This window comes from Labilibaculum sp. K2S, assembly GCF_030372765.1.
Classification (GTDB): Bacteria; Bacteroidota; Bacteroidia; order Bacteroidales; family Marinifilaceae; genus Labilibaculum.
Genome location: NZ_JAUCMW010000003.1, coordinates 186,893 through 207,738 on the forward strand (window position 1 = coordinate 186,893; position 20,846 = coordinate 207,738).

Annotated in this window: 13 protein-coding genes; 4 read left to right on the top strand and 9 right to left on the bottom strand. The window is 38.8% G+C overall.

Annotated elements, in window-relative coordinates; translation table 11 throughout:
- Window positions 1-39 precede the first annotated feature (39 nt).
- The 6 genes from nadD to QUH73_RS06520 form a co-directional block, all read right to left on the bottom strand.
- Window positions 40-615, bottom strand: a complete 576-nt coding sequence (nadD, locus tag QUH73_RS06495) for a nicotinate (nicotinamide) nucleotide adenylyltransferase (protein WP_289529627.1) — start codon at window positions 613-615, stop codon at window positions 40-42.
- Window positions 616-633: 18 nt separating this feature from the next.
- Complete coding sequence (gene gmk, locus QUH73_RS06500) at window positions 634-1,200, bottom strand: guanylate kinase (protein WP_289529628.1); 567 nt, start codon at window positions 1,198-1,200, stop codon at window positions 634-636.
- A gap of 82 nt (window positions 1,201-1,282) precedes the next feature.
- Window positions 1,283-2,161 carry a YicC/YloC family endoribonuclease gene (locus QUH73_RS06505; protein WP_289529629.1) on the bottom strand — a complete coding sequence of 293 codons (879 nt, stop codon included), beginning with the start codon at window positions 2,159-2,161 and terminating at the stop codon, window positions 1,283-1,285.
- A gap of 133 nt (window positions 2,162-2,294) precedes the next feature.
- Window positions 2,295-3,641: an MATE family efflux transporter gene (locus tag QUH73_RS06510; RefSeq protein WP_289529630.1), complete on the bottom strand. Its 1,347-nt coding sequence runs from the start codon at window positions 3,639-3,641 to the stop codon at window positions 2,295-2,297.
- A 53-nt stretch (window positions 3,642-3,694) separates the two neighbouring features.
- Complete coding sequence (locus tag QUH73_RS06515) at window positions 3,695-5,557, bottom strand: ABC-F family ATP-binding cassette domain-containing protein (protein ID WP_289529631.1); 1,863 nt, start codon at window positions 5,555-5,557, stop codon at window positions 3,695-3,697.
- A gap of 203 nt (window positions 5,558-5,760) precedes the next feature.
- A complete protein-coding gene (locus tag QUH73_RS06520) occupies window positions 5,761-6,618 on the bottom strand; it encodes a C1 family peptidase (protein ID WP_289529632.1) in 858 nt (285 codons plus the stop codon).
- Window positions 6,619-7,092: 474 nt separating this feature from the next.
- On the opposite strand from QUH73_RS06520, the gene nth reads away from it, so the two are divergent.
- A complete protein-coding gene (gene nth, locus QUH73_RS06525) occupies window positions 7,093-7,755 on the top strand; it encodes an endonuclease III (RefSeq protein ID WP_289529633.1) in 663 nt (220 codons plus the stop codon).
- A 489-nt stretch (window positions 7,756-8,244) separates the two neighbouring features.
- Window positions 8,245-8,415 (top strand): DUF362 domain-containing protein, encoded by a 171-nt coding sequence (locus QUH73_RS06530; RefSeq protein ID WP_289529634.1) that lies wholly within the window; start codon window positions 8,245-8,247, stop codon window positions 8,413-8,415.
- A 76-nt stretch (window positions 8,416-8,491) separates the two neighbouring features.
- Here QUH73_RS06530 and QUH73_RS06535 read toward each other — a convergent pair whose 3' ends face one another.
- Window positions 8,492-10,087 carry a YfcC family protein gene (locus tag QUH73_RS06535; protein ID WP_289529635.1) on the bottom strand — a complete coding sequence of 532 codons (1,596 nt, stop codon included), beginning with the start codon at window positions 10,085-10,087 and terminating at the stop codon, window positions 8,492-8,494.
- Window positions 10,088-10,487: 400 nt separating this feature from the next.
- On the opposite strand from QUH73_RS06535, the gene hutI reads away from it, so the two are divergent.
- Window positions 10,488-11,741 carry an imidazolonepropionase gene (gene hutI / locus QUH73_RS06540; protein ID WP_289529636.1) on the top strand — a complete coding sequence of 418 codons (1,254 nt, stop codon included), beginning with the start codon at window positions 10,488-10,490 and terminating at the stop codon, window positions 11,739-11,741.
- A gap of 463 nt (window positions 11,742-12,204) precedes the next feature.
- Window positions 12,205-13,896: a glutamate formimidoyltransferase gene (gene ftcD / locus QUH73_RS06545; RefSeq protein WP_289529637.1), complete on the top strand. Its 1,692-nt coding sequence runs from the start codon at window positions 12,205-12,207 to the stop codon at window positions 13,894-13,896.
- 503 nt (window positions 13,897-14,399) lie between these two features.
- On the opposite strand, the gene QUH73_RS06550 is transcribed toward ftcD, so the two are convergent.
- A complete protein-coding gene (locus QUH73_RS06550; RefSeq protein ID WP_289529638.1) occupies window positions 14,400-18,167 on the bottom strand; it encodes a glycoside hydrolase family 2 TIM barrel-domain containing protein in 3,768 nt (1,255 codons plus the stop codon).
- Between the two features lie 1,359 nt (window positions 18,168-19,526).
- Entirely contained in the window at window positions 19,527-20,786 is a 1,260-nt protein-coding gene (locus QUH73_RS06555) for an Nramp family divalent metal transporter (protein WP_289529639.1), read from the bottom strand.
- Window positions 20,787-20,846: the final 60 nt, after the last annotated feature.

Below are 20,846 nucleotides of genomic sequence, written 5' to 3' on the forward strand. Positions count from 1 at the left end.
AGATAAAAGGCTGGTGGGGACCAGCCTTTTTTCATTTCATCACTTTTCGTAAAAGTGCATCTCCTTCAGGTAATTGTAAGCCTTCTCGGGCATGAAATAAGGAACTTCTTTCTTCTCTTTTACAGCTTTACGGATGAAACTTGAAGAGATTTCTATTAAAGGGGCATCTGCAGTGTGAATGTTGCCTTTTAAAGTAATGTCTTCGCTCTTGAAATTGGGACGAGGATAGACAAATAAATCATGGTTTTTTAGAATTAATTCATGATTCTTCCATTTTGTGAAGTTTTTCAAATTATCAGAACCAATAATCAGACAAAATTGATGAGAAGGATTCTTTTCTTTTAAATAAGCAAGAGTGTCGATGGTAAAAGAAGGCTTAGGCATCCCGAATTCAATATTTGAGGCTTTAAAATTAGGATATCGTTCAATAGCTCTGTTTACCAATTCAAGACGATGGTAATCGGCTAAAAGACTGTTTTTACTCTTAAAGGGATTGTGAGGACTAACCACAAACCAAATTTGTTCCATATCGGTATATTCTGCCATGTAATTAGCAATAGCAAGATGTCCAATATGTATTGGATTAAATGATCCGAAAAACAATCCTATCTTCATCCTTTTTGTGTAATGCGCTTATTTACTAAGAAAATCGTGCAAAGCTGTTTCAGCTTCAGCGAAAGCATCTTCCAGTTTATCGTTAACAATTACTTTATCAAACTGATTGGAGAAAGCTAATTCAAATTTAAACTTTTCAACTCGTTTGGCAATTACTTCATCTGAATCAGTATTTCTGTTACGCAATCTGTTTTCCAATTCAGTAATTGACGGAGGCTGAATAAAAATAGCTAATGCTTCATGTTTGTAAAATTTCTTGATATTTGTTCCACCCACAACATCAACATCAAATATTACGTTTTTACCTTTTTTTCTAATCTTGTCAACCTCACTTTTAAGAGTTCCGTAAAAGCAACCTTCATAAACTTCTTCCCATTCAAGAAATTCATCGTTTTCGATTCTTGTTTTGAATTCTTCAACAGATAAAAAGTGATAGTCTTTACCGTCTGTTTCATTGGCTCTTTTGGCTCTGCTGGTGGCCGATATTGAGAATTCCAACTTGAAATTCTGTTTTAACAGATGTTGAACTATTGTGGTTTTTCCAGATCCACTTGGAGCGGAAAATATGAATAATTTACCAGACATTTGATATTGCGTTAGAGAGATTAGTATTATAAAAAAGCGCAGAGTGACTAACCCTACGCTAAAATATGATTTATTGTAATAATTACAAGACGTTTAAAAGTTGTTCCTTTATTTTTTCCAATTCATCTTTCATGTCAATTACAATTTTTTGGATGTTGGAATCATTGGCTTTTGAACCCAGTGTGTTGATTTCACGTCCAATTTCCTGAGCAATAAAACCTAGTTTTTTACCCTCAGAGTTGCCTGCATTCGATGTTTCTATGAAATATTTGCAATGGTTAGCCAAACGAACTTTTTCTTCTGTAATATCTAATTTTTCAAGATAGTAGATAATTTCCTGTTCGAAACGGTTTTTATCTACATTCTGTTTTTCAACAAAATCTCTAAGATTATCATTAATTCGGGTGCGAACTGTTTCAATTCGGTCATTTTCGTATTGAGGAACCTCGGCCAATAGATTCTCGATATTTGCTATTCTGGCAAAAATATCTTCCTGAAGTGCATTTCCTTCTTGATTACGGAAATCCATAATTCCTGCGAGGGCAGTTTTAAATCCTTCAAAAATAAGATTCCATTCTTCTTCGTCAAGTTCTTGATATTCTACTTTAAGAGCATCCGGCAACTTTACAATGGTTTGAAGAATAGGTTCTTTATCAATGGCGATTCCAAGATCCTGAGCCAGCTCATTTAATTGCTTGTAGTACGCTTCAACAATAGGTTTGTTGATTTTAGTTTCCTTGTCAGTACCAACACTTTCAATGAAAATGGAAAGTTCTACTTTTCCTCGTTCCAGCTTATTTTTAATCTCATTCCTTATCACCAAATCCTTTTCTTTGTAAAGGTTTGGTATTCGGGTATTGATATCTAGTTGTTTACTGTTTAGGGATTTGATTTCGATTGAAACCTTTTTGTTTTCCAGTTCAAGAATGGCTTTACCAAAGCCTGTCATCGATATTAACATATTTGGGCTATTTATTTCGGCAAAGGTAAGAGTTTGAAGTGGATTTACCAATCAAATTCTTTAGAAGCTCGAAGTTGATTAATTATTAATTCTATTTAATTTCTTAAGTAATTATTAGTAGATAAGGTTCTGTTTATGAGTATTCCTGATGCGATACAATGGATTTTTTTTTCCATCGACCAGTGCGGTAGTAAAGATATGAGAATATTGTTCCCATTGACCAGCCAATAGGTATTGACCACCAAATTCCGGTTTCCCCAATGTGGGATGAAAGAAAATAGGCGCAGGGAATACGAATAAGCCAAAGGGAAAAGAGCGTGATAAACATTGGTATTAATGTGTCGCCGGCACCTCTTAAAACTCCATTTGTTGTAAACATTGTAGAGAATAGAAGATAGAATGAGCTCACTATAATAAGGTACTTTTCACCAATAGCAATTACGTTTGCATCTGTGGTAAATAGTTTCATTAAGTGACTGCCAAATAGGATTATTATAGCTGTCATCATCAGGCAAAATACATTCGACATAATGAATGTAACCTTAAATCCTTGTCGCACCCGGTCAATTTTATTGGCTCCTAAATTCTGACCTACAAATGCAGCTACTGCCTGTGAAAAGTTCATTGCCGGCATTATAGCCAAGGAGTCAATTCTTCCAGCGGCTGTATAGGCTGCAATTACATCGGTTCCAAACGTATTTACAATTCCGAGTAAGGCCATCATTCCAAGTGCAACAAAAGTATGTTGAAGCCCCGAAGGGATTCCAATCTTTAAACTTTTAATAAAGAGCTCCTTATCAAACACTAGTTTAAAAAATGAAAAGTTAATGATGTTATGATTTCGGTTTAAATAAATTATACCAGAAATAAATGCACCACTTTGAGCCAATACTGTAGCCCATGCAGCTCCTGCAATTCCCCATTTAAATACCATTACAAATAACAAATCGAATATGATATTGAAGATAGAAGCCAGTATTAAAAAGTAAAGCGGCGTTTTGGAATCTCCCAGTCCCCGAAGGATTGAACTTGTTCCGCTAAAACCAAAAAACATGATCATTCCGGCCATGTAGACATTCAAATAGCTTGTTGCCTGAGGTATTAGTTCAATTGGCAGTTGTAGTAAAAGAAAAAGATCTTTACTAAAATAGATTCCGAGCACGGAAACTAAAATACCGGCACCGAATAAAAACAGGTACATGGTATCAATGGTTCTTTTTACTTTATTGATATCTTTTGCACCGTAAAATTGGGATATTACAATGGAAAACCCGGAGCCGATTCCAATAAGTAAAGCTATTAGGGTGAAAATAATCGGAAATGATGCTCCAACAGATGCCAGAGCTTCTTTCCCCAAAAACTTCCCAACAATAATGCTGTCTACAATGTTATAGAGTTGTTGGAACACATTCCCCAACAACATCGGTAATGTGAAATTAAAGATTAGTTTGGTAATATTTCCTGTGGTAAAATCTTTCATTAAGTTCCATGTTGGAGCTATAGAGCTCTGCTTATTTTATGAAGTTCGGAGAATTAAGCGCGCTCGCTCAATTCCAGCCATCGGAATTCTTTCTCGTCAATTAATTCAATTACTTTTTCAATACGACTCGCTTTTTCCATTAATTCATCGTTTGATAAGTTCCCTGAACTCATTGCAATTTCGATCTCTTCTTTTTCTGATGTTAAGGTTTCAATATCTACTTCCAACTGCTCAAATTCTCTTTTTTCATTAAAAGATAATTTTTTTGTCGGTTCCGATTTTGGTTTTGCTTTTTTAGGTGTTGCTAATTTTTCTGTTTTTTTGATTTCCTTTTCCTGCTGATCTAAAGAATCACGATAAATGGTGTAATTTCCGGGGAAATTTCTGATGATTCCATTGCCTTCAAATACAAATAATTGATCCACAACTTTATCCATAAAGTATCTGTCGTGAGATACAATGATCAGACATCCTGAAAAGCTAAGTAAATAATCTTCCAGAACATTCAAAGTCATAATGTCCAGATCATTGGTTGGCTCATCCAGAATTAAGAAATTCGGGTTTTTCATCAAGACAGTCATCAAATACAATCGTCGTTTTTCACCGCCACTTAATTTAGCAACCTGATTGTACTGAGTTTTAGTTGGAAAAAGAAAGTATTCCAGAAATTGAGAGGCCGACATCACTTTTCCATTGCCTAAATCAATAGATTCTGCAATTTCTTTAATTACGTCAATGATTCTTTCATTCTCATTAATTGTAATGCCATCCTGCTTGTAGTAGCCGTAAACTACAGTTTCTCCAATTTCAATTGAACCTGAATCGGCTTCAATATTCCGGGTAATCATGTTTAAAAAGGTTGATTTTCCGGTGCCATTTTTACCTACAATTCCTATTTTTTCTCCCCTTTGAAATTTATAGCTGAAATCTTCTAGTATTTTTAAATTGCCATAGCTTTTATACAGACGATCCAGTTCCAGAATTTTATTTCCCAACCTTGCGGATTTAATATCTAAATCCATTTTTGTTTCTTTAAATCCAGAGCTTGCTTTTTTCTTGATATCCTCAAAGGCATCAACTCTGTACTTGGCTTTTGTTCCTCGGGCTTGTGGCATTCTCCGTATCCATTCCTGCTCAGTTTTCATTAGTTTTTGAGCCTTACCAACTTCAGCATTTAGATTTTCAATTCTCTCAGCTCTCTTTTCTAAATAGTAGGAATAGTTGCCTTTGTAAGTGAATATGGTATTGGACTCCATTTCGATGATTTCATTACAAACCCGATCCAGAAAATATCTATCGTGAGTAACCATCAATAATGTACCTTTCGATTTGTTTAGGTATTCCTCAAGCCATTCTATCATTTCCAGATCCAAGTGGTTGGTAGGCTCATCAAGAATTAAGAAGTCAGCATCAGTGATTAAAACTTTAGCCAATCCAACCCTTTTTTTCTGACCTCCGGAAAGCTCGCCAATAATTTGATCGAAATTGGTGATTTTTAGCTTGGATAAGATTTGTTTGACCTTGTTTTCGTAATCCCAGGCCTTGAATTGATCCATTTTTTCAAGGATATCTGTCATTGCCTCCTGATCATTTTCATTGATTATCCTTTCGTAGTCGCGAATTACTGAAAGAACAGGATCTGAAGAGTTAAAGACTTCATTAAGAATTGTATTGCTGTTGTTGAGGTCAGGGTTTTGTTCCAGATATGCTATCTTTAAATCACTGCGAAAGCTGATATCTCCACTATCCTGACTGTCTAGTCCTGAGATAATATTTAAAAGTGTAGTTTTTCCGGTACCATTTTTTGCAATTAATGCAATTTTTTGTCCTTGTCCAACGCCAAAACTAATGTTTTCGAATAGTGTAAGCTCTCCGTAACTCTTGGTAAGGTTTTCAACCTGTAAATATGATATCATGTAATCTGTTCTTAAAATTATAGGAGCTCAAATTTACGAATAAGTACTGATACAATACTAATCTGTTCTTGAATTAGAATTAACTTGTAGAGGTGGGGGTGAATTACACTCGCAGAGAGAACCTTATTGGGCATAAAAAAATCCTGCTATTATATAAATAGCAGGATATAACTGACTTTGTTTCAATGACTACAATTTCAATTTTATAATTCGTTTAGTACATATGCTTCCGACCATACTTTGGTCATGATGCTGTAGGAAACCCATCCAAATCCATTGGTTCCCCAGTTTGTTCCCCATGAGTTCATTACAAGAAAAGCACCTTTACTGTCGTCGTAACCCACAACACAATAACAATGTCCGCCGTAATTTCTAACTGTTTTGGTTTGGATTTCATTATAACCCAAATAGTAAAACTGACGATAAACAGGTCCGCCAACAACAATTGGTTTGCCTGCAGCAAGTTGGTCTTTGAATGCATCGACTGTTTTTGGCACTGTATTATAGCTTGCTGCTTTGTAATTTGCTGCTTGCAATACTTGGTAATTGTCCGGATATACATCGCAGGAAATATCAGTGTATGGCATATCATTCCAAACACAAACTCCTTGGTCTACAACCAAATCTAAACCATCAGTTACGTAGGAGCCACTGGCACAGTCGGTAATTTTAATTTGATTGTAGATGTATTCAGGGCTGAAAATATTTGCGCTATAGTTGTATGAACCACCATATAAAGCTTGCCAGCTAATACTTCTCCCAGCGTATCCAACTCCCCACGAAACGCAGGATCCTTCTCCGCCTTGATTAAGAATTGGAGGACAGGAAAGGTTTACTGAAAGAGGGTAAGATTTAGTTGTGCTGATTTGTTTAGCACTGGGAATTTTATTGTATTGCTCAATTGGAAGTGGCAAATAACCCGAGTTTATGATGATATTTTCATCCTGGATTTGCTCTTGATTTGCAATAGAATCGTCATTGCTAGTACATGAAGGTGTTAAAAACAGGAAACTCAATGTGAATACAGAGAGTAAGGTGATTCTGATTAAATTCTTTTTCATAAGTAAATTGTTAAAAGTTTGTAATAATGGTTTTGTAGTTTTATTGAAACAGTAAAAATATCAAGAGTATCAGTCTAATACCTTGTTATGGTTTCAGTTGACGTGAATTTACAATAAATTTGTTATGTGTAAAATTAATTGTGGGTGTTGAAATGTGAATTATTTCACATTAGTGTAAGTTTTTTGAATTTTTGTGTATTAATGGTGTTGTTTAAGCATGTGGGAAAGGTGTTGTTAGGTCTTATTGATGATGGGTGATTTGAATTTATTTATTGTCTTTTTGTTTCGCAGGAAGATCTATTAAATTTCGTATAATCTCAGAATTTACAATTACGAAGGGGTATAATTCTTTGACTTTATTAAATTCGTATGATCCAAAGATAGATGAGGGCTATTTTTATTTGAGAACCTTAATTTGAAAATAGACATGATGGATTTACAAATTGAATATTAATCAGAAAGGATAAATTGACTATGCGAAAGAAAGATAGATTTGAGAATATAATATCATGGTTTAAAGAAAATATGCCTGTTGCAGAAACAGAGTTGCATTATTCCAATCCATATGAATTATTAGTTGCTGTTATTTTGTCTGCTCAATGCACGGATAAAAGAGTTAATATGATGACTCCGTTTTTATTTGAAAAGTATCCTACTGCTTTTGAATTATCTCATGCAACTCAAGATGATGTTTTCAATTTAATACGTTCTTGCTCTTATCCAAATAACAAAGCGAAACATTTGCTGGGGATGGCGAAAATGCTGGTGGCGGATTATAAAGAGATTGTTCCCGATGATATTAAAGAACTGCAGAAATTACCAGGGGTTGGCAGGAAAACGGCAAATGTAATTGCTTCGGTGGTTTACGATAAGCCTGCTATGGCTGTAGATACACATGTTTTTAGGGTTTCTGAAAGAATAGGGTTAACTACAAATTCGAAAACACCTTTGGAAACAGAAAAACAATTGGTGAAGTTTATTCCTGAGGAATATATTGCAACAGCTCATCATTGGTTAATACTGCACGGTAGGTATGTGTGTGTGGCACGAAAACCGAAATGTAAAGCGTGCGGAATTAAAGAGTATTGTAAATATTTTGAGAAGGAAGAAAAGAAAAAAGAAAAAGCGTCCGATTGAGACTCTTACTCTCTTGTTATAAGAAATCGGAGTAAGTGAAATGCCATAACAGCCATTAAGCCGTAAATAGCAATAAACAATATTCCACAAAAAATGAGATAACCCTATGCCAGATATCGGTAACTTCACCATGATCAAGAATTAATGCATTTTTTTTGCTTTTTGAAATATTTCTGCTAGTGATACGTAAATCATTACTATAGCAGAGAATCTTGGGGAAAGTGCCGGAAATTTAGTGTTTGTACGTTTGGTGATGAAGTCAATTGCATTTTCCATTCTCGTAGCCCGGCAAGCAAGATCATTCCAAATGCTATAGCAAGGGTATTCAATTCAAATTCCAAATATAGTTTATCCTCCTTGTGAATATTTAGAATTAATCTAAATAATGCACTGAGATATTTACATCTTGTTTTCAAAAAAGGCAAGTGGTAAATTGATTTAAATCAGATTGAGTTGATTCAATAACTTTTTAATTTAAATAATAAAATTATGGCTTATATTATTTCAGATGACTGCACTGCTTGTGGTTCTTGTATAAATGAATGTCCGGTAGATGCAATTTCGGAAGGAGATATTTATGTGATAGATGCAGAGGCTTGTATTGATTGTGCTGCCTGTGCCGAAGTTTGTCCGGTTGAAGCAATTTCAGAGGCGGATTAAAATTATCGGATTAAAGTTAAAATAAGGGCTCCAATTCGAATTGAGGCCCTTATTTTGTGTTTGAATTAAGATAGCATTAAAACCCATTCAACTCCATAGTAACGGTCGGGATTAATAGTAATAATCCCAATAAAATCAGGATAGCCATAAAACCGCCGATCCATTTTACCCATTTGTCATAAGGAATTTTGGCAACACCCAGTACGCCGATAAGAACACCGGAGGTTGGCGTAATCATATTGGTGAAACCGTCACCAAATTGGAAAGCCATTACGGTTGCCTGGCGTGATACACCTATTAAATCGGAGAACTGCGACATCATAGGCATGGTAAGAGCTGCTTTTGCCGAACCGGATGGAATGATAATGTTGATGATGTTTTGAATCAGATACATCATGCTTACTGAAGCCATTTTTCCAAAATCGTTCATCGATTGAGAGATGTAGTAAAGGATGGAATCGATAATGTGACCTTCTTCCAGAACGATTAGGATGCCGCCCGCCAATCCAACAATCATGGCTGCAGAAAGAATATCGCGGGCACCGTCAAGAAAAAGTTGAGTGATTTCGTTGGCTGTGTTGTTAAAGGCAATTCCTGAAAAGATTCCCATGGCAAAGAAAAGGGTGGCAATTTCCATGATGTACCAGCCGTAGCCCATTACGCCGACAATCAGGAAGATAATTGTGAACAGAAGTAGGTTTAGGATATAAAAATGAACCGATTTACGCAATGACATTATCCCTGAAATGGCAAATAGAGCCGTGATAATTGGCAACACCATAAAAGTACTTTCAGAGTTTCCGATTTTCAGGGTACTAACAGGATAGTAGTAGGAAAAGCCAATCATGGAAACCAGCAGAACGATGTAGGTTAGCCATGCTGATTTTGGCGTGTAATATTCAATAGTCTCCATATCGGTATTATGATGCTTTCTCCAGTATTCATCATCGGTGTAAACCAACGATTTTGCAGGATTTTTGCGAACTTTGGCCGCATATCGTAAGATGAAGGCAAAACCGATCACATTAATGACTAGCCAGCAGAATAATCGGTATTCGATACCTGAGAACAATGGCAGGTTTGATAATCCTTGTGCAATGCCAATGGTGAATGGATTTAAAAGTGCTCCGGCAAAACCTAATCCGGCAGCAACAAAGCAAATGGCTACACCAACAATTGAATCGTATCCCATTTTAATGGCCATGGGTACAAATATAATTGTGAAGGCTATGGTTTCCTCACTCATGCCGAAGGTGGCACCAAAAATGCTAAATATGAGCATGATTAGAGTGAGAATAATGTTGTTGACTCCAATTTTCCGGATCAGTTTGTTCTTCTCCAGTTTCTTGGTGAATTCGAGAAAGGAGTAAATTCCAATATCGATTGACTTGCTCGCATTCATGATCCAGAAGGCACCACCAATTACCAGAATGAACATGATGATGTCTGCTTTATCAACAAATCCCTTAAAAAAAGAAGAGAAAATCTCCCATGACTGCCCCTGGCTCTCGATTTGTTGGTAGGAATCCTGTACAATAACCTCGCGGTTGGTTCCATTAACATTTACGGTAGTTCGTTCGAATTCGCCCCCCGGAATCAGCCAGGTGAGAATGGCTGATAGAACGACTATAGCGAATACAATAACATAAGTATGAGGTATCTTTTTAAACATGATTTGTAGGTTTGTTGTAAGTTTTGTTTGTTGTTGTAAAATTGAATGTGTAAAAATAGAAAAATATGAAGAGAATGGAAGCTTTGAATTTATTTTAAAAGCATACCGAAAAGGTTTGTAAATTGCCCATTTTTCCCTAATATTTGCATTGTGATTTCCCAACTTTTTAGATTGTGAAAAGCAGTAGCTGAAAGTTGGTGGGCTGATCAATGATACAGTGCGTTAAGGATTGAAACGGATACCCCGGGTTGTGTTGGATTTTGCGGGGAAGGACGAGGAGTAGAAGTGAAAAGCCTGACCCGACCCAAGGAGGGAAACGCCCGGAAAGAAATATTGAGTTAAGAAAAAACAGAGAATGGGAATTTCTCATGTCTCACATCTAATATCAAATATCTATAACATGAAGTTGCTGATAAGTAATATAAAAACATTAGTTCAGGTTGATACGGAAGCTCGTAAGTGGGTTGCCGGAACCGATATGGCCAATTTGAATTGCATTGATGATGCCTACTTACTGATTGAAGGCGATAAAATTACTGATTTTGGTAAGATGGAAGACATTCCTGACTTTGATGATAAGGAAGGTTTTGATTGTATTGAGGAGTATGATGCTACCGGGCGAATGGTTTTTCCTAGTTTCTGCGATTCGCATACTCATTTGGTGTATGCAGGAAGTCGTGAAATTGAATATTCCGATAAAATTAAAGGTTTATCGTACGAAGAGATTGCCAAACGCGGTGGTGGAATTTTGAATTCGGCCAAATTGATGCACGAAGCAACGGAAGAAGAGTTGTTCGAATCAGCCATGGAGCGCATTCATGAGATTATTGGATCGGGAACCGGAGCTGTCGAAATTAAAAGTGGTTATGGTTTAACGGTTGCCGATGAGTTGAAAATGCTCCGTGTGATTAAGCGCATAAAGAAATCAACACCTTTGACCATTAAATCGAGCTTTTTGGGAGCACATGCTGTGCCTGCTGAATACATTGGCAGACAAGCTGAGTATGTTGATATGGTAATTAATGAAATGATACCGATGGTTGCCGCGGAAGATTTGGCAGACTATATTGATGTTTTCTGCGACAAGGGATTTTTTACGGTTGAGGAAACCGACCGGATTTTAAATGCAGGAATGAAACATGGCATGCGAGCTAAAATTCATGCCAATGAGCTGGATTATTCAGGCGGAATTCAGGTAGGAGTGAAGTACAATGCACTTTCGGTTGATCATTTAGAGTTTGTTGGCGATGCCGAAATTGAAGCTTTAAAAGGATCGGAAACCATGCCTACGGTATTGCCCGGAGCGGCATTTTTCCTAAACATGGTTTGTTCGCCGGTGCGTAAAATGATGGATGCAGGATTACCGGTTGCTTTGGCATCCGATTTTAATCCGGGATCGTCGCCATCGGGAAATATGAAATTTATTATGTCGCTGGCCTGTATCAATTATAAAATGCTGCCACAGGAAGCAATTAATGCAACCACCTTAAATTCGGCTTATGCCATGGGTGTTGAGGATGAATTGGGAAGCATTGCCAAAGGGAAAATTGCCAATGTTTACATCACCAAAGAAATTCCTTCGGTGGAGTACATGCCGTATGCCTACGGGAGCAACCTGATTGACGTAGTGATTTTACGCGGAAAAGTGTTGTAAGGCTATCTCTCAAGTTTAGAGGAGCGAATAATTAAAAACACCTCACCTAAGCTTCTCCTGAAGGAGAGGGAACAGAAGTGAAGTTGCAAGTTAAGTTCTCCCTTTTTAAGGGGAGATGTCCGAAGGACAGAGGGGTGATTATTTATAACTAATAAAGCACCCTTTTCCCGAATGTTGGGATCGGCACTTTCCCTTACAAGGGAAAGATTCTTTGATTGGGTGGAGGTGTAATAGATAAATGAAGTAAAATTCCCCTTTGCCTTTAGTAGAAGGGGCTGGAGGATGAGGTGAAAGAGGATAGAATTCGGGGATTTTAAATTTCTTTTCAATAAATTATCGAAAAAACTTTGAGCCCTTTGTGAAGTACTTTGTGCTCTTTGTGGTTAAATAATTAAACAGAATTCAAACAAATACTTAAAATACGATCAGGTAGCTAACAACTTGATTTAACAATTACACTATAATGAAAAAACTAATAGAATGCGTTCCTAATTTTTCTGAAGGGAACGACATGAATATCATTAAGCAGATTACCAACGAAATTGAATCTGTTGAAGGCGTACGTTTAATCGACGTTGATCCAGGAAAAGCAACCAACCGTACCGTAGTAACTATGGTGGGTACGCCCGATGAGGTTTGCGAAGCAGCCTTTCGTGCTGTAAAAAAGGCAGCCGAGTTAATCGATATGAGTAAGCACTCGGGTGCGCATCCGCGTTTTGGAGCTACCGATGTTTGTCCCTTGGTACCGGTTGCCAACATCACTATGGAAGAGACTGTAGCCTACGCACACAAATTAGCGAAACGCATTGGCGAAGAAGCAGGTGTTCCTGTTTATTGCTACGAAAGTGCAGCGCAAATACCAGAGCGTAAAAATCTGGCTGTTTGTCGTGCAGGCGAGTACGAAGCCGTTAAAGACAGAATCGGTACCGAGCAGTGGAAACCCGATTTCGGACCATCAGCCTTTACGTCAGCCGTTGCAAAAAGCGGGGTGACAGCAGTAGGAGCACGTAACTTCTTAATTGCCTACAATTTCAACTTAAATACAACATCAACCCGTCGTGCCAATGCCATCGCATTCGATGTGCGCGAGCGTGGACGTACCTTGCGCGAAGGAAATCCGGCAACGGGAAAAATAGTGACCGACGAAAAAGGAAATCCTGTAATGATTCCCGGAACCCTTAAAGCCACTAAGGCAATCGGATGGTTCATAGAAGAATTTGGCGTTGCCCAGATTTCTATGAACATGACCGACCTTACGGTAACCTCTATTCACAAAGCATTCGACGAGGTTTGCGCCAAAGCTCAGGCTCGTGGTATCCGTGTTACCGGATCGGAGCTGGTAGGTGTTGTGCCCTTAAAAGCAATGTTGGATGCCGGTAAGCATTACCTTCGTATGCAGGAACGTTCAACCGGTATTGCCGACCGCGAAATTATTAAGATAGCCGTTAAATCACTTGGATTGGATGAGTTGTATCCATTCGATGCCGACAAAAAAATTATCGAATACATTCTCGAAGATAAAGAGCAGAAGAAACTGGTTGACCTGAATCTGACTCAGTTTGTTGAGGAAACAGCTTCAGAATCGATGGCTCCGGGTGGCGGATCAATTTCTGCCTACATGGGAGCTATGGGTGCTGCTTTGGGTTCAATGGTTGCCAACCTGTCGGCTCACAAGCCAGGATGGGACGATCGTTGGGAAGAGTTCTCCGATTGGGCCGAGCAAGGCAAATCGTACCACAGAAAGCTGGTTCATTTGGTTGATGAGGACACCAATGCCTTTAATAAAATTATGGATGCCATTCGTTTGCCAAAAGGCACTGATACCGAGAAAACTGCCCGCACCGAGGCTATGGAAGAGGCCACAAAATTCGCGACTATGGTTCCTTTTCAAACCATGGAGCTGTGTTTGGGATCGATGGATGTTGCCAAAGCAATGGCCGAAATTGGAAATCCTAATTCGGTAACCGATGCTGGTGTTGGCGCATTGGCGGCCCGTTCGGGAGTTTTGGGTGCTTTCATGAATGTGAAAATTAACGCGGCCGATTTGCAGGATAAAGCCTGGGCTGCCGATATCATCGCCAAAGGACAGGCAATTGTTGACAAAGCCATTGCTCTTGAAAACGAGATTGTAGCCATGGTAAACGCTAAAATTTAATTCGTATTAATGATATTTTATTTAGACCTGTCAGGCTTCCAAAACCTGACAGGTCTTTTTTATTGCAGAAACCTGACGGCGGTTTTTAATCCCCGTCAGTGTTTTCATGAACGCCATAGCATGCTCTTACATTTCATTACCCATTATTAATTACCAATTTTTAATTATTTGTGGGGTTTCCACTGCTCCCGATAGCTATCGGAATCTTAACCCGCGGATGCGGGCATGGTGTTATTACATTATATTTAAAGAAAGGGTTCGGTTCCCTTAATATTAGCCCATAGCTAAGTGGTGTGACTAGTTCACCTTTACTCTTTCGGATAACTTAAATTCTTATCTAATTTAATAATGTAAATATAAAGGTGGTGTGAAAGCCTCTCCCTGCTAGTGATTACTAGCGGGGCGGGCTATTCGACTGTAGCCAGTTATTTTTTGAACACCTAAAGCCCAATGTCATATAGTTAAGCATTATATAGCTCTTATTATTTTAAATATTATCTGGCTTACTTATTGATTTTAAATGGTTTTATCGAACTTGTGAACTGTATGGTTTGAGGAACGGTTTGATATTTATTAATCACCCCTATTGCCGTACATCCTACCCCGGTAGTTTGATAGTCGAAATTGAATGTTACACCATCCGATTTGATCAATTGATAGGTGTATTTTGCCTTTGACAAATTTTCGGTGCTGTAATTATAGCAATTGAAATTGAATGGTTCTGCTGCCGAAAACTCAATTCCTATTCCTTCAGCATTTGTCAGTCGCACATAGCGGTTGTCGGTGCGTAAGCCACAATCCTGAGGAATCAAATACGGTACAAACATCTCATCAACGGTCGACTGATAAAGCCCAATACGGTAGCCGGTTTTGCGGTCGGGATAATTCTCCTGCGACCCACGTCCAAACCATTCAACATTTTGCATTTGGTCATCGAAAACCCATTTTGTCCCGATGCGTGGCAACGACATGGGCATTTTTCCTTTCGGATTAATCGTGTGCTGTAAACTAATTTCACCGTCGGGCGAAATTGTATAAATCATTTCATTTTCGAAGCCTGCATTGCCGGCATTTCCAAAAAGAGCAATTTCACGAATATTGACAATTACATTTTCAGCCTTATTTTCAATCCGAAATGATTCAAGTTTTGACTTCATCTTATCCAAACCGATGGCATACCATGAATTAGCAACCATCCTTCCGTAGCCCTCGGCTCTGCCTGAACCAGCGGTCCAGTCGTCCAGTTCGTTTGCCAGAGGTGCACGCCAAACATTGAGTTGCGCTCCCTGTTTCAGCAATTCTGTACCCATGTATTTCATGGAGTACAATTGTCCATCGGCTTTATTAAAGGCATAATCGAAATTTACTCCGGATACAATCAAATGTTGCTCATTTTCTGTCACTTTTAAAGGATTGGTCTGCTGCTGTACCAATTTTTTATCGGCGGGAACAAACCATGGCAATTCCAATTGATCCCAATACAGTTCAAAACCCTTCGGCGCCCATTGTGTAGCTTCTTTCGAATGAAAACTAACTGTTGCCAAATAGCTTGCACCAGCTTTTAGCTGAGGCTTTGAGATAGGTAGCACGTAGATTTTTTTTGCTTCCGGTTCCACATCCACCTCCAATTTTCCGGAAGCTATTGATAGTCCGTTTTCCTCCAGATTCCATCGTGCTTCAAAGGCATTCGCATTGGTAAAAAAGTTTCGGTTGTGCACTTCAATTTCCATTTTTTCGGCATTGCTCCATTTTACAGAAATGGGTTGAGCCGACTTTTTCATTTGCCACATCTCAGGTTGCGGAATACGATCAGGAAAAATACTTCCATAGGTACGCGCACCAATTCCATAGCTGAAAAACTCGCCTTCGTTTTGCTCCTGTTCAAAATCGAGCCACAAAGCTGCACGATTTTTCAAGTCTGGTTTTGCTGCAAATAAATCATTGATTTCAATCGCTTTTGGGAAAATACCCACCTGATCGATAATGGCATCGCACAAATAACCGGAGGTATGCTGACCATGTGTCTCTGCATTCTTGCCCACATTAAGAGGAAAAGGAAAATTGGTAATGTTCCCGGTGACCGGTTCTTCAGCCACCTTTTTATTGTCAATAAATAGTGACATCGATTTCCCGTTATAAATACCTGCCACATGATGCCAGTTTTGTGTCCAATCACGGGGTAATTCAGCACTGATGACTGTTTTTTTCGAATTGTAGATTCTTGAAGTATTGATGTAGAAATCAAGTGATTTGTCACCATTTTGCTGCAACCCAAATTGATAGTTTCCTTTGGTGAGCAGTGTTCCACCCATTTTCATTAAATCGCGTGGAAAAATCCAAAGCGAAACTGTTAGTTCATCACCAGAGATTTCAATATTTTTATCCTGATAAACTTCCACCCACTGATCGTGACCGTTAAGATCTATGCCTTTTCCTTCGTGCCCGGCAACCAGTTTGGCTCTTCCCATGATGTGAGTTGCTACCTTGTTGGGTGAAGAATCTGTCAATTTGCGAACTGGCTCGCGCAAGCCTGGACTCACAAAATCCCAGATTGCTCCGCCCATGATGCGTGGATATTCGTAAATCACATCCCAATATTCGTCCAGTCCACCACCGGCATTTCCGGCAACGGAAAGGTATTCGTCCATAAACGATGGTCGCGAATCCACACTTTCAGGTACCATCCCCACTTGGTTTTTGAGTTCAAAAGGTGATGGGTAACGTGGGCCGATAATCTCTTCGCAAGGGTGTGAAAAAGCATTTCCGCCATACATCCAAGAACGGGTAGTATCGTATTTTTTTCCTTCTTCAATCACTGCACAAATGTTTTTCCCTTCGCCACTTTCATTTCCGGCGCTCCAAAACAGAATACTGGCATGATTCCGGTCGCGCAACACCATTTTGCGCACCCGCTCGCGGTACATGGGCTCCCATTCAGTTTTATCGCTTAAATATTCAGTTGCATGAGCTTCATCTCCTGCTTCATCAATAATATACAATCCATATTCGTCGGCCAACTCCAGATATCTTGAAACCGGAGGATAGTGTGAAGTTCGCACACAATTGATATTGAATTGCTTTAGTATTTCAAAGTCTTTCCGGATGGTCGTTTCGTCCATGGTGTGCCCCAAATCGGGATGTTGCATGTGCGAGTTTATACCATTCAGTTTGATTGCTTTTCCGTTCAAATAAAAAACCTGATGGCGAATTTCAGTCTCTTTAAAGCCAATGCGACCGGCAATTATCTCTTCGGTTTTACCTTCGCCATTGATTAATTCCAGGGTTAACCGGTAAAGATTGGGCGTTTCTGCGGTCCACTTTTTAGGATTTAATACTTCTGATGAAATAGTAATAATTTGCTTATTATCAGCAGTTATTTGAACTGCATCAGAAGTAAAATTCTGAACCAACACATTGTCTGAATTATACAGCGAAGCTCGAACCTTGTAGTTCTGTTTATCGGTTTTCGATTGGTTATTTACCGTAATCTGCAAATTCAGTTTTGCGTTCTCATAGTTTTCGTCCAGGTCGGTAGTGGCATACCAGTCGAAGAGATGCACATCCGATTTTGCGTACAACCAAACATCGTCGAAAATACCAGCCAGGCGCCAATAGTCCTGACTTTCGAGATACACACCATCTGAATATTTAATTACGTTGACGGCAATGGTATTTTTTCCTGGTTTCAGGAAACTGGTAACATCATATTCAGCAGACTCGTGCGCACCTTCGTTGTAGCCAACTTCCTGTCCATTGATCCAGACAAACGATGCCGAAGCGGTTTTCTCCATGCGCAAAAAAATGCGTTTGCTTTTCCAATTTGCCGGTATGGTAAATGTTTTGCGATACGAGCCAGTCGGGTTGTATTCACGCGGAACAAAAGGCGGATTGGCGTGAAACGGTTGTGCAACATTTCGAAACAAAGGATCGCCAAAACCCTGCATTTCCCAGTTCGACGGAACTGTAATTTCAGACCATTTCTGATCATTAAAATTTGATGTAAAAAAGTCGTTAGGTGTACCTTCCGGAGTATTGGCAAAATGGAATTTCCACCTTCCATTCAACGAAAGCACATTTTCTGACTTCGATTTCTGAAGATTTAATGCTTCACCAACCGATTTAAAAGGAATACAAACCGTGTGACCTTCAGTTTGGTTGATTTCAAATACCGCTGTATTTTCGATGAACGGATAAACATCTGTAAATTTCGATTGCTGTGCTGAGATTGTAAAACTTGTCAAAGTGATAAATAAACCAACTATATTTTTCATGCTCGTTTGCGTTTTTATCTTGATGGAAGATTATATTTTTTCTCGAAGATAGACTATATGACATTGCCCAAAAGCCCAATTTCACCAATAAGTCCGTCCTTTAACTTTTTCGTAAATTTCAATTATGAGTCGGAGAACATAAATCCCTTCTCTTTGAGCTTTTCTTTCAGAAATTTATTTACAGCTTCTATAAATACTTCTTTAGGTTTCATGTCAATATTTAATCTTTGTGTGCTCAGTCTGTATAATTGGCTACAACGGCAGTCTGTCTAAAAACTTATAAAACTGCTCAATTAAGTCTTAAATATAGCGGTTTTAAGCATACATAAAAATTGAAAATCATTTTATTTGGAAATAGAATTAAGGTTCTTATTTGGGTCACATTTATCTCTAACAGCAACATAATTTCAAGAAAATAAGATAATTGTTGTAGAGCCCATTTTATGAGGGTTTTAATGCCAATTATATTGATTAAACGACGTAGGTTATAGGCGGTCATTAGTAAGCCCACATCAGCACTTGCCCTTGCCATGCTTTTTTTTGTCATAATGCGGTCGAATCCCTCCCGATTAATCATCATGTCTCCATTTCCTGGTGGCTGGGTTCTGTCAGGCCTTCAGCCTGAAATTCCTGCTTTCGCAGATATGTTATCTGCATGTTCCGTCCATTTATCATGAGATTGCCATGTCCTCATTCTTCGTCCTCGGGTTTTATAAAAACCTGCTGTGGTTTTACCCGAAACCTGCTGTGGTTTTACTCAAAACCACACGTGCTTTTGGATGAAACCACGTGTGGTTTGCATCGAAACCACACGTGGTTTTCTGAAAATATCAGATTTTGTTAAATTCAGCGTCTTTTATTGGATTGTATAATGCGACTGCAAGTATGGTAATTAACACCTGCTTTTTTAATTGAAACCGAGTTTCCTTTTGCAGCTTCCGGCCTCTTCTTCCAGTTGCCTCACTAAAGTCGTCCGGTTGATGACCAGCCGATGATAAAAGCAGGAGAGTAGGTCGTTTTTTAATTGATCAGGTTCCTGTGGGTTTGGAAGATTAATTTGACTGATTTTGCTGTAAAGGATATGGAAAAAAGGAAATGCTGGTTTGTGATCCTGATCAGAGGGAACACAATGTTTAGATGTCATGCTGGGTGGGGTGAAACATCTCCTTATTAATCAAACGGATTCTTCGGCTTCGCTCAGAATGACAATTACCGGGGCTTTTTTATGGTGGAAACCTAAGGGCGGTTTTAATCCCCGTCAGCGTTTTGTTTGGAAGAGTGAATCAGACCCAAAAGGGCAATGTTTTAGCATAAAAAAACGAGCGATGATCATTACAATTATCGCTCGTTGTTTTGTGTTTAGAAAAAGCTAACGAAAAGGGCAATATTAAGCAGGGTGATTATTCCTCCCATGGCATAAAGTGTGTACTTCGATAGGGGCGAGTTTTTGTATTTGCCCATTACTTTTGGTGATGAGGTTAGGTATACTTGTAAAAAAATGGTGAATGGTAACTGAATACTCAATATCATTTGCGAAATAATCAATCCCTGAAAAGGATTGGAGATAAAAAAGATAATTACCAATGCAACTATCAGCGAAATGGCGACCCCCAATCGGGAATGATTGTCTTTAATATCGTAGGGTTCTTTAAACATTCCTGCAAATATCGATCCGGCAGCCATTCCCGAGGTAATGGTAGATGCCAGTCCGGCGAACAAAAGAGCTATGGCAAATACAAATGCGGCATGCTCACCCAAAAGAGGTGCCAGTAAATGATTGGCTTGTTCCAATTCGGTAACCGGAGTTTTTGTTTTAAAGAAGGTGGCGGCCGCCAATAAAATCATGGCACTGTTTATTGCCCAGCCTATTATCATCGACACAAATGTGTCCATAAACTCATATTTCAATTGCTTTTTTATCACTTTTTCATCTTCCCGGTTCCATTGACGGCTTTGAATAATTTCGGAATGCAGGAATAAGTTGTGAGGCATTACAACGGCTCCCAATACACTCATAATTACAATCATCGAACCTTCAGGAAAGCTGGGGGTTACCCATCCTGTCATGGCACTGTTCCAATCAATATCTACCAACGAAAGTTCATAAAAAAACGACAGACCAATCACCGATACAAATGCGATGATCCATTTTTCAATCATCCGGTATGCATTGGTATACAGCATAATTAGTACGAATACGGTAACCAGAAAAGCTCCGGCCCGCATGGGCAAATCAAAAAGCATATTTAGAGCAATGGCTCCGCCTAGTATTTCGGCCAGGGAGGTTGAAATAGAGGCAAGCATAGCTGATGAAAGAATGAATTTTGAATAGAAAGGTTTGGTATGTATCATTGCAGCCTCCGAAAGACACAATCCGGTTGCAATGCCCAAATGCGCTACATTGTGCTGCAAAAATATCAGCATGATGGTAGAAAGACTCACCATCCACAACAGCGCATAACCATAGTCTGCTCCTGCAGCAAGATTAGAAGCCCAGTTGCCCGGATCGATGAAGCCGACAGTTACCAATAGTCCGGGCCCAATGTATTTGAATATGTCCAATCCACCGTATTGTGGCTTGTAACCTTTTTTGTCAATATTCTTTAGTCGTTTAAACATGCTATTTGTTGTGTTAATAAAAGGAAGTTGATACAGTTATCCCAGAGGTCGAAAGCTATT